This is a genomic window from Dietzia sp. E1 (genome assembly GCF_014145015.1).
In the GTDB taxonomy this organism is placed as follows: domain Bacteria; phylum Actinomycetota; class Actinomycetes; order Mycobacteriales; family Mycobacteriaceae; genus Dietzia; species Dietzia cinnamea_A.
In genome coordinates this window covers 1-9,682 of record NZ_JAALDU010000262.1, presented here as the reverse complement: position 1 = coordinate 9,682, position 9,682 = coordinate 1, and the positions used below count along the sequence as shown (strand labels likewise).

11 protein-coding genes, 1 tRNA gene and 1 pseudogene are annotated in these 9,682 nt (G+C 70.8%); 5 read left to right on the top strand and 8 right to left on the bottom strand.

What is annotated here, in order from left to right:
• Positions 1–521, top strand: a pseudogene (locus G6030_RS09535) (adenosine deaminase); the annotation flags it as partial.
• Positions 522–541: 20 nt separating this feature from the next.
• Here G6030_RS09535 and G6030_RS09530 read toward each other — a convergent pair.
• The 7 genes from G6030_RS09530 to G6030_RS09505 all read right to left on the bottom strand — a co-directional run bounded on the left by G6030_RS09530 (position 542) and on the right by G6030_RS09505 (position 5,455).
• Entirely contained in the window at positions 542–883 is a 342-nt protein-coding gene (locus tag G6030_RS09530) for a hypothetical protein (protein ID WP_182642978.1), read from the bottom strand.
• A 119-nt stretch (positions 884–1,002) separates the two neighbouring features.
• Positions 1,003–1,344, bottom strand: a complete 342-nt coding sequence (locus tag G6030_RS16510) for a hypothetical protein (protein WP_241724276.1) — start codon at positions 1,342–1,344, stop codon at positions 1,003–1,005.
• 105 nt (positions 1,345–1,449) lie between these two features.
• On the bottom strand, positions 1,450–2,025 hold the full coding sequence (locus G6030_RS16505; protein ID WP_241724275.1) for an LLM class flavin-dependent oxidoreductase: 576 nt from the start codon (positions 2,023–2,025) through the stop codon (positions 1,450–1,452).
• 5 nt (positions 2,026–2,030) lie between these two features.
• Entirely contained in the window at positions 2,031–3,635 is a 1,605-nt protein-coding gene (locus tag G6030_RS09520) for an AMP-binding protein (protein WP_182642976.1), read from the bottom strand.
• 91 nt (positions 3,636–3,726) lie between these two features.
• The gene (locus G6030_RS09515) at positions 3,727–3,930 is read right to left on the bottom strand and encodes a hypothetical protein (RefSeq protein WP_182642975.1); all 204 of its coding nucleotides are present in this window, start codon (positions 3,928–3,930) and stop codon (positions 3,727–3,729) included.
• A 254-nt stretch (positions 3,931–4,184) separates the two neighbouring features.
• Positions 4,185–5,150, bottom strand: coding sequence for a hypothetical protein (locus G6030_RS09510; RefSeq protein WP_182642974.1), 966 nt, complete (start codon positions 5,148–5,150; stop codon positions 4,185–4,187).
• Positions 5,147–5,455, bottom strand: coding sequence for a hypothetical protein (locus tag G6030_RS09505; RefSeq protein WP_182642973.1), 309 nt, complete (start codon positions 5,453–5,455; stop codon positions 5,147–5,149). Before G6030_RS09505 ends, G6030_RS09510 begins: the two co-directional genes overlap by 4 nt.
• A gap of 216 nt (positions 5,456–5,671) precedes the next feature.
• Between G6030_RS09505 and G6030_RS09500 the strand changes: the two genes are divergently transcribed.
• The 4 genes from G6030_RS09500 (at position 5,672) to G6030_RS09485 (ending at position 9,441) form a co-directional block, all read left to right on the top strand.
• Positions 5,672–6,730 carry an NAD(P)-dependent alcohol dehydrogenase gene (locus tag G6030_RS09500; protein ID WP_182642972.1) on the top strand — a complete coding sequence of 353 codons (1,059 nt, stop codon included), beginning with the start codon at positions 5,672–5,674 and terminating at the stop codon, positions 6,728–6,730.
• Between the two features lie 68 nt (positions 6,731–6,798).
• Positions 6,799–7,491 carry an HD domain-containing protein gene (locus G6030_RS09495; protein ID WP_347238626.1) on the top strand — a complete coding sequence of 231 codons (693 nt, stop codon included), beginning with the start codon at positions 6,799–6,801 and terminating at the stop codon, positions 7,489–7,491.
• A 4-nt stretch (positions 7,492–7,495) separates the two neighbouring features.
• Positions 7,496–8,362 (top strand): hypothetical protein, encoded by an 867-nt coding sequence (locus G6030_RS09490; RefSeq protein ID WP_182642971.1) that lies wholly within the window; start codon positions 7,496–7,498, stop codon positions 8,360–8,362.
• A gap of 197 nt (positions 8,363–8,559) precedes the next feature.
• Positions 8,560–9,441 (top strand): manganese catalase family protein, encoded by an 882-nt coding sequence (locus G6030_RS09485; protein WP_182642970.1) that lies wholly within the window; start codon positions 8,560–8,562, stop codon positions 9,439–9,441.
• A 65-nt stretch (positions 9,442–9,506) separates the two neighbouring features.
• Here G6030_RS09485 and G6030_RS09480 read toward each other — a convergent pair.
• Positions 9,507–9,580, bottom strand: a tRNA-Asp gene (locus tag G6030_RS09480).
• Positions 9,581–9,682 lie beyond the last annotated feature (102 nt).

Here is a 9,682-nt window from a genome sequence, read left to right as displayed (position 1 = left end):
ACGAGCGGGACAGCCCCGTGGCCGCGGCGGCGGAGGCGTTCGCGATCGCCCGCGACGCCGGACTCGGGGTGGTGCCCCACGCCGGCGAGCTGGGCGGGCCGGAGGAGGTCCGCTCCGCCGTCGATCTGGGCGTGGACCGCATCCAGCACGGGGTGCGCGCGGTGGAGGACCCGCGCGTCCTCGAACTGCTCGCCGAGCGGGGCACGTGCCTCGACGTGTGCCCCACCTCGAACGTCGTGCTGGGGGTGAGCCCCTCCCTCGAGGAGCATCCGCTGCCCGCGCTACTGGAGGCCGGGGTGCGGTGCTCGATCGGCGCCGACGACCCGCTGCTGTTCGGCGCGGACGTGGTCGACGAGTACATGTCCGCCCACGACCGGATGGGCGTGCCGGAGGCGCTGCTCGTGGAGGTGGCGCGCACGTCGATCGAGTCGTCGTTCGCGCCGGCGGACGTCAAGCGGGACGCCCTCGCGCGCCTCGTTGCCTGGGAGGACGGGGCCGCGTGGGAGGACGGCGGCGCGTAGGGAGCGTCAGGCGCCCCGGGTCAAGCGCCGCGGCGGATGCGGTCGGCGGCGAGAATCATCGGCACCTGCAGCGGCAGCCGGCCCCACGCGATCACCTGGTACGGCCAGACCGGCTTGCGGCGCCAGGCCCGGACCATCTGCAGGTTGCCGGGGAACACGCCGAGGAACAGCGCGGTCGCGGCCGCACCGCCCAGCCGACGCGTGCGCGGGACGGCGAGCAGGCCGGCGACCGCCAGCTCCGCGACGCCCGACCCGTACGTCCACGCGCGGCGGCTGCCGGGCAACTCGGGCGGGATGAGACCGTCGAACGGCCGGGGCTTCGCGAAGTGCAGGACCCCCATCGCCCCGAGGGCCGCGGGCATGGCCCAGTAGCGGGCTGAACCGGGGCGGGCGGTGCCGGGGCGGGCAGTGTCGGGTCGGGTCGTGCCAGGGCGGGCGGTCTCGGTGCTCATCAGCCGAGACTACGGGCGCGACGGCCCACTCACCGGATCTCCGGCAGCACACGCTCGCCGATGAGCCGCAGCGACTCCCACCCGGCCTCGAGGGGGATGCCGCCGCACAGCGGGTGATTGGTGATGAGCCGGAGGTCGCCGTCGCGCACCAACCGGACGAGCTGGTCGGGGGTCACCACGACGTAGACGCCCTCCTCGCGCAGCTCGCCGACGGTCCGCGCGTCGGAGTGCACGAACGACCTGCGCGCGTCCGACCGGGCGCCGTCCTGCCGCGCGCCGCCGGGTTGCCACGCGCGGTAGCCCTCGGCGTCGGCGAGCAGGTGGTGGCCGTGGCGCGCCCAGAACTCGTCGGGGTCCTCAGCGCAGAACACCGTCGCGGGTCCGGGTACGGGGGCGACGACGAGGCCCGGCCGGTGCCCGTGCGCGAGGCATTCCGCCCGGTAGAGCGCGGTGAGCGCGGGATCATCGAGCTGTGGCTAGTAGTGCATGCCCAGTCTCCCGGCCCGCCGGGCGGCCGCGCCCCCGCCACCGAGGAAGATCAGAGGGTGGGGGTCGGAGAACGGTCTCGGGGTGGGCGAGGTCCGCGGGGAGCCGTCCACCGGGTCCTCGCCGACCGCGTCGCCCCGCCACGCGGCGAGCATCGTCTGCAGCTGGGCGTCGAGGCGGGCGCCGCGGTTCCGCCACTCGCGCGAGTGCAGGGCGTACTCGACGGGCCGGTAGCCGAGGCCGAACGTGAAGCTCACTCGGCCGGAGGCGAGGTGGTCGAGCACCGAGATGTCCTCGGCGAGGCGGACCGGGTCGTACAGCGGCGCGATGAGCGCCCACACGGTGATGGGGATCCTGCTCGTCACCGCCGCGACCGCCGACGCGGCGATGAGCGGCGACGGCAGGTAGCCGTCCTCCGAGGCGTGGTGCTCGGAGAGGTTGACGGCGTCGTGGCCGCTCTCCTCGGCGTACCGGGCCATCTCGAGGGCCGCCCGGTACCGGTCCCGGCGCTCCTCCGGGCCGGCGCCGGGCGCGCGGAAGTCGAACCGCGTGACGACGTGGACCATGCGGCCTACACGCCCGCCCCGGCCAGCTGCGAGTACGCGGTGCCCCGCTCGGCGCGCTCCCACCAGATGTCCGCGCCCTCGGAGGCGGCCCCCACGCCTTGCCGGATGAGCTCGCGCTTGAGAATCTTGTTGGTTGCGGTGGTCGGCAGCTCCGAGGCGATCCGCACCCACCGCGGCCACGCCTTGGGCGACAGGTCCGGCTGCGCGGCGAGGAACTCCTCCAGACCCGCCGGGTCGAGTGTCGAGTCGTGGCGCGGGACGATCGCCGCTGCGAGCTGATCGCCCACCCCGCGCGGGTCCGGCAGCCCGTAGACCGCTACCCGGGACACCGCCGGGTGGCGCAGCAGGATCTCCTCGACGATGCCGGTGGCCATGTTCTCGCCGTCGACGCGCAGCCAGTCCCCGCTGCGGCCGGCCATGTAGATGAAGCCGTCCGCGTCGCGGTACGCCAGGTCGCCCGACCAGTACATCCCGTCTCTCATCCGGTCCGAAGTCGACTTGTCGTCGTTGTAGTAGCCGGCGAAGAACCCCGCCCCCTGCGTGTTCACGAGTTCGCCCACACACTCGTCGAGGTTGGCGACCTTGCCGTCGTCGTCGTAAACCGCGCGCGGACACTCCTCCCCGGTGACGGGGTCGTACACGGCGACCCCCGGGAACGGCACCCCGATGGACTCGAGCGGTGACTCCTCGGTGCGGGTGATGATGATCGCGAGCTCCGTGGAGCCGTAGGCGTCCCACACCCGGCAGCCGAAGCGCTCGGCGAACGCGGGGATGTCCTTGGCGGCGGCCTCGTTGCCGAAGGCCGCGCGCAGGGTGGTCTGCGCGTCGTCCGGGCGGGCCGGGGTGTCGAGGATGTAGGCCAGCGGCTTGCCGACGTAGTTCATGTAGGTCACGCCGTAGCGGCGGATGTCGTCGCCGAACCGGGACGCGCTGAAGCGCCGGGCCAGCGCCATGGTCGCGCCCGCCGCGATGGCCGGGGAGAAGCCACCCATGATGGCGTTGGAGTGGAACAGCGGCATGGACAGGTACGTCACGTCGTCCGGGGTCAGGCCGAAGTTCTGCGCGAGGTTCTCGCCGGACATCGTCACGGTGAAGTTGCCGACCTGCACCGCCTTCGGGTCGCCCGAGGTGCCGGAGGTGAAGATGAGCATGAACGGGTCCATCGCCTCGACCGGCGGTGGATCCTGCGGCGCCGACGAGGCCGCCACCAGGGCCGCCCACTCGTCGGAGTCCGTGTCGACCACATTGACCTGCCCCAGGTCGAGGCCGTCGAGCAGGTGCTTGAGCTCGGAGTCCGTGAGGATGACCTGGCACTCGGCCTTGCGGATGTCGCGAGCGAGGCCCTCACCGCGGCGGGTGGCGTTGAGGCCGACGGTGACGTAGCCGCCCGCCGCCCCGGCCGCCAGCGCGTAGAGCATCTCCGGTGTGTTCTCCAGCAGCGTCGCGACGTGGCGGGGGCGGTCGGGGTCCAGCATCGCGGTGACCGCGCCCGCGCGGGCGTCGGCGCCGGCGAGGTAGTCGCGCCAGGTGATCGAGGTGTCCTCGTAGCGGATCGCGGTGGAGTCCGAGTCGGCGTGGCGGCGGAGTTGGTCGCGGACGGTGTCGGCCATATGGATTTTCCTTCACAGACGTGAGTGTGATCTGGATCATAGACATATGGGCTGACGGCCGTCAGTGGTTATCGACGGATGGTGTTCGGCCTCAGCGCCAGCCGAGGAACGCCATCCCGAACACCGTCACCACCCACACCACAGCGCAGAGGATGACCGTCTCCTTGACATACCCGTTGTTCCAGGACTGGGCGAACAAGCGCTTGAACTCCACCCACCGCGACTCCCAGTAACCCAGTTCGACACCATCGGGTCCGATGATGTTCTCCCGTACGTACCACCGCTTCTCAGTCATCACCCATCACCGCGATCGCTTCTGGGCAACTCGGTTCCCGAATCGCCAGCCTTCCTGTCGTCTCATGCGATGAGCCCGACTATTACACCCAAAACGACGAGGGCTATCCCCCCATAGAAGCCCGCGAAGTACCCGGGAAACTCATCGATATCCCAGAAGAACGACTTGAGATACTCGCGCGGCTTCCTGCGCCCCGCCCTGCGGTGCCGATTCACCATTGGAAGCCCTCCACATCCGTGTTCGCTCTACTGAGTTCACCTGTCAACGAATCGAGAATGCAGCCAATCTCCCGCCTTCTTTCCCAATTCGGCCCCGACGGCCGCTCCGATTCCAGCGCCGATGAACGTACCCGCGGGACCGAATACGGAGCCCGTCACCGCTCCAGCAATAGCGCCGCCTGCAGCCCCTCCCCCGAGTGCACCGCCCGTCTCAATCAGGGCTTCATCGGCGGAGACGCGACCTTCGGCGAAGTCAGTGACGCCGCTGTGAACGGTCAGTCCGATGCCCACCGGGGCGGCACTCTTTCCCAGGAACCGAAAGGCCCTGGAACTCGATCGAGCAAGTTCGTCAGGGAGTCGGGAGGCTGCGTGTGCCCCGCGCGTTGAAGGGTCGATCTCGTCTGCGTAACGAGGGAGCGCGGCCTGAAATCCCCCCGTGGCGACGTCTACGCCTCGGCTCGGCCACGGATCGTCCGGGCCCGGGATGGGCGAGCGGTCGACCGCCGGCGGGATCGCGTGGTGGAGTGCGCCCGCGATCTCGTCGATCTCCCGCGCATAGTGCTCGTCGAGCGAACGCACCGTCTCGACCGCGCCCCTGATCGCCTCGGAGTGAAGGTCAAGAGTCGCCTGATCCGTGTCGCCGCGGCTTTCGACCCAGGTCAGGGAGTCGCCGACGATCTGAAGACCGACAGCCTCCGCGTCGGCGAGCCGATCCTGCAGCGTCGCGAGCGCGGAGCGCAGCGCTTCGGCGGCCCGCCGCAACGCGTCCTCGAGGTCTTCGAGTCCCATCGCGAGCGCGGCGACGTGCCTCTTCTCGTTCTCCACAGCATCGAGAACCGCGTCGGCGGATCGTCCGTCCCACCCCTCGTCAAGCAGCCCGGCCCCGTCCTCCAGAACACGGCGGGCCCCGTCGGCCGCGGCCCCCCTGGCCGACACCGCCTCTCCCGCCGCCAGGAGCGCCCCGGGGTTCCACCGGACGAGGTCCCCCACCGCGTAACTCATCGCCCGGCCACCGAACCGAGTAGGGCGGCGAACTCCTCATCGGAGGCCTCCAGGAACCCGTGCGCTTCGTGCGCGAAGTCCGCCAGTCCGACGAGCCGCCCCGCGCTCCGCGAGGCGCACACCGCTGCCGCGCCGCAGGCCCGGTCGAGAGCCTGCTGGATCGCCGACCCTCCGGGCAGACCCTCACCCAGATCCTCGGCGACCTCGTCGATTGCGATGTCCTCGGACCTCTCCCCGGCGTCGCGGAACACGGAGACCGCCTTCGCGATCTTCGCGGCGTCCGCCCTGATCGTCCCATCGGACACCTGAGCTCCTCGTCGTCGTCATACTCACGTCGTCATACCCACGTCGTCACGTCCCAGCCCGTCCAGCGGCCGTCACCCAGTACGACGTGCCGGGCGCGCCGAACGGTTCCCCCGAGTTCGGTCGCGGTGTACCCCCTCGTCATCTGGGCAGACGACCTGCTCCGCGCCGGATCGCTACTGTGGCGCCAGCCCTGCCCTCGATCTTCGGGAGACCACATGGACGTCGCCGCCGTGACCGCCGTCGCACCGGACGCGCCGCTGGAGAAGACCACGATCCGACGCCGGGACACCGGTGCCGAGGACGTGCTCATCGAGATCGAGTTCGCCGGCATCTGCCACTCGGACATCCACCACGCGCGCGGCGAGTGGGGCCGCACCGTCTATCCGGTGACGACGGGCCACGAGATCGTCGGCATCGTCCGCGAGGTCGGATCCGAGGTGACCCGCCACAAGGTCGGCGACCGCGTGGGCGTCGGATGCCTGGTCGGCGCCTGCCACCAGTGCTCCGCCTGCGAAGCCGGTCAGGAGCAGGAGTGCGAGGTCGGAGCCACCGCGACCTACGGCTCCCCGCTGCCCGAGGGCGACCCGGAGGGCCCGGTCACCAACGGCGGCTACTCCACGCACATCGTGGTGGAGGAGCGCATGGTCGTCTCCGTCCCCGAGGGCCTCGACCCGGCCGCCGCCGCGCCGCTGCTGTGCGCCGGCATCACCATGTACTCGCCCCTGCGTCAGTGGAACGTCGGCGCCGGCACGAAGGTCGCGGTGATCGGCATGGGCGGGCTCGGGCACGTGGGCGTGCAGCTCGCCGTGGCCATGGGCGCCGAGGTGACCGTGTTGTCCCAGAGCACCTCCAAGCGTGACGACTCGCTGAAGTTCGGCGCCGTGGAGCACTACGCGACCGCCGGCGACGAGGGCAGGGAGAACCTGCGGGCCCTTCGAGGCAGCTTCGACGTCATCCTCAACACCGTCTCCGCCAATCTGCCCCTGGACCGTTACCTGGCCATGCTCAAGCCCCGCGGAGCGATGGTGGAGATCGGCATCCCGAGTGAGCCGATGTCCCTGCGGGCGGGGTCGGTGACCGGCGGCCGCAAGATCCTCACCGGCTCGATGATCGGCGGTATCCCCGAGACGCAGGAGATGCTGGACTTTTGCGCCGAGCACGGGATCACCGCCCAGATCGAGCTCATCTCGGCCGATCAGATCAACGAGGCGTGGGACCGCGTGGTGGCCTCCGACGTGCGCTACCGGTTCGTGATCGACGCCAAGACCTTCTAGGAGGGTGCTAGCGCCGGTCATCAGGGCGGACCGGACGCGTCGAACGGTTCCCTCGTGTCGTACCCCTGGTGTCTACTCAGACTGTGGAAGGGACGCCGGTCACCTCCGGCGTCACCCCACCACCCGGCGGCGTCGCCCGACGCCGGGACCCCTCCCTCGAGGAGTGCACCGTGCCGCTCACCTGGACCCCTACCCTCGACCGCGCGCTCGCGGTCGCCGCCCGCTGCCACGCAGGTCAGACCCGCAAGGACGACCCGACGCCCTACATCGCCCATCCGGTCGCGGTGGCGCTGATCGTCTCGGACTTCACCGACGACGAGGACGTGGCGGTCGCCGCGCTGCTGCACGACGTGCTGGAGGACGTGCCGCCGTCGGTGTACTCGGCCGCGGACATGACCGCCGACTTCGGCGACCGGGTCACGGAGTTTGTACGCGGCGTGTCCGAGGAGAAGACCGCCGGGGAGGAGACCCCGCCGTGGCGGGTCCGCAAGGAGGGCTACCTCGCCCGCCTGGCCGAGGACTCCCCCGAGTGCCTGCTCATCTCCGCGGCCGACAAGATCCACAACCTCCGGTCGATGGTCTCCGCGCACGGCCGCCTGGGCGACGGCATGTGGGGCGTGTTCAACGCCGGCCCGCAGGAGAAGCTGTGGTTCTACGGCGCGATCGCCGATACTGTCGCCGAGCGACTCGGCGACTGCGCGGCCACGCGAGAGCTGCGACGGGCCGTAGACGACGTGGCCGCCCTCGTGCCGGTGGGGTGACGTCATGCAGGACCACCGCCTCGGACCGGGTAGCGCCTCCCTGCGCCCGGCGGGCGACCCGTGGCACGACTTCGAGCACACCCTCACCGGACATCTCCGCAGGCCCGGGGCGGTGGGCGCGATGGAGTTCCGCGCACCGTCACAACCGTCCGGCGGACAGGGGCGGTGCACCGTCCAACTGGCGGCGGGCGGGGCGGTCGCCTGGGTGACCGCCCGCCCCGCCGGGCACGACCTCGTCGAGGAGATGATCGCGCACACCGCCCCCACCGCGCCGGCGCCTATCGCCCGGGCGGTGGTCGACGCCTGCCGCGACCGGCTGGGAGTCCCGCACCCCCAGTTGCTCACCCTCCGGTGTGAGGGGACGGTCGGCCGCTATACCGGCGCGCTCAGGCTCATCCGGTCCGATTCCGTACCCGTCGGACGCGACCCCGCCGACTACCCCAACCCGATCGACGTGGCCGTCGAGGTCGAGGACCACGTGGACGCCCGCGAGCGGTACGAGGCGATCATCGAACAGGTGACCGGCCGGCCGTGCGTGGTGGACGAGCTCGGCCATCTGGTCTTCGACCACGTCGGCCACCGGATGCACGTCTCGTTCACCGAGGACGAGCCGTTCGCCCGCATCTGGGCGTGGGTCGTTCGAGGTGTGCGTTCCCGCGCCGAGGCCGCTCTCGAGGTGGCGCGCCTCAACCTGGACGACGACCTCACCTGCTGGGTCCTCGACGGTCGCCACGTCATGCAGCGCACCACCGTGCCCGTCGCCCCGTTCCTACCCCGCCACGCGCAGGTCGCGCTGGAACACTTCCTGCTTACCTACGCCACCACGCGCGACCAGATCGCAGCGCGTCTCGGCCCGCGGACGCGGAGTTAACGCAAGTTTCTTCGCCCCACCGCCCGCAGCACCTTCGCCCGCCACACCAGGGCTCCTCAAAAATGGACGGTCGTCCATAAAAGTGTCACGTTCGCCGGAGCGGTTGAACCCCGCGTAGGTCGTCCTAACCTCGACCACACGCCGGAGCGGCCGTACGCCGACGCCGCCCGCACACCGCGCACGACCGAAGGAGACGCATGTTCATCCACAAGCAGAAGCTCCAATTCCAGTCGAAGCCCGAGAAGCCCGACGCCGTGTACGCCCGCAAGCTGCAGGAGGTGATCGGCGGCCAGTACGGCGAGATCACCGTCGCCATGCAGTACAGCTTCCAGGCGTGGAACGCCCACATCCCCGGCAAGTACCGCGACCTGCTGTTCAGCACCGCGGCCGAGGAGTTCGGCCACGTCGAGATGCTCGCGACGATGGTCGCCCAGCTGCTCGAGGACGCCCCGCTCGGCATCACCGAGGCCGCCGTCCAGAACGACCCGGCCGTCGCCGCGGTCATCGGCGGCACCGACGTCCAACATGGCATCGTCGCCGGCGCCGGCGCCCGTCCCGTCGACTCCATGGGCAACCCGTGGTCCGGCGCTTACGTGACCGCCAGCGGCAACCTCCTCGCCGACATGTGGTCCAACGTCAACGCCGAGTCGCAGGGCCGCGTCCAGGTCGCGCGGCTGTACCACATGACCGACGATCCGGGCATCCGTGAGCTGCTGTCGTTCCTGCTGGCCCGCGACACCATGCACCAGAACCAGTGGCTCGCCGCGGTCAACGAGCTCCAGGCCGAGGGCCTGGAGGAGCTGCCCGTGCCGTCGAACTTCCCCAAGTCCAAGGAGGCCGCGGAGCACGCGTACACGATGTACAACTTCTCCGACGGCGCCGCCGCGGCCGAGGGCTCGTGGGCCTCGGGCCCGACGCCGGACGGTCACGGCGAGTTCTCGTACTCGCCCGAGCCGCTCGAGGGCCCGCCGATGCCGCCGCCGACCCACCCGGACGCGCGGTTCTACGGCACCACGGAGCTGCCGAACACGGTCGAGAAGGCCGCCGGCACGGTTCAGGACAAACTGAACAAGGAGTAGTCGGCGCGCCGTCCAGACGAGAGCGGGCGCATCCGGTGTGTACCGGATGCGCCCGCTCTCTCCTGCGACCCTGACGGGACTCGAACCCGCGACCTCCGCCGTGACAGGGCGGCGCGCTAACCAACTGCGCCACAGGGCCGTGCTTTTCGCACGAGAGGGAACATTAGCGGAAAGAGCGGCCCGAGGGGAAAACGGGGCCCCGCAGAGGTGGCGCCGCGCGCGCGGGCCGGGCGCCTCACCC

Excerpts from the sequence above, each read along its gene's own strand:
- G6030_RS09530 (WP_182642978.1), bottom strand. The coding sequence starts at position 883 with ATGCCCGCGGCCCTCGGGGCGATGGGGGTCCTGCACTTCGCGAAGCCC.
- G6030_RS16505 (WP_241724275.1), bottom strand. The coding sequence starts at position 2,025 with ATGGTCCACGTCGTCACGCGGTTCGACTTCCGCGCGCCCGGCGCCGGC.
- G6030_RS09520 (WP_182642976.1), bottom strand. The coding sequence starts at position 3,635 with ATGGCCGACACCGTCCGCGACCAACTCCGCCGCCACGCCGACTCGGAC.
- G6030_RS09515 (WP_182642975.1), bottom strand. The coding sequence starts at position 3,930 with ATGACTGAGAAGCGGTGGTACGTACGGGAGAACATCATCGGACCCGAT.
- G6030_RS09510 (WP_182642974.1), bottom strand. The coding sequence starts at position 5,150 with ATGAGTTACGCGGTGGGGGACCTCGTCCGGTGGAACCCCGGGGCGCTC.
- G6030_RS09500 (WP_182642972.1), top strand. The coding sequence starts at position 5,672 with ATGGACGTCGCCGCCGTGACCGCCGTCGCACCGGACGCGCCGCTGGAG.
- G6030_RS09490 (WP_182642971.1), top strand. The coding sequence starts at position 7,496 with ATGCAGGACCACCGCCTCGGACCGGGTAGCGCCTCCCTGCGCCCGGCG.
- G6030_RS09485 (WP_182642970.1), top strand. The coding sequence starts at position 8,560 with ATGTTCATCCACAAGCAGAAGCTCCAATTCCAGTCGAAGCCCGAGAAG.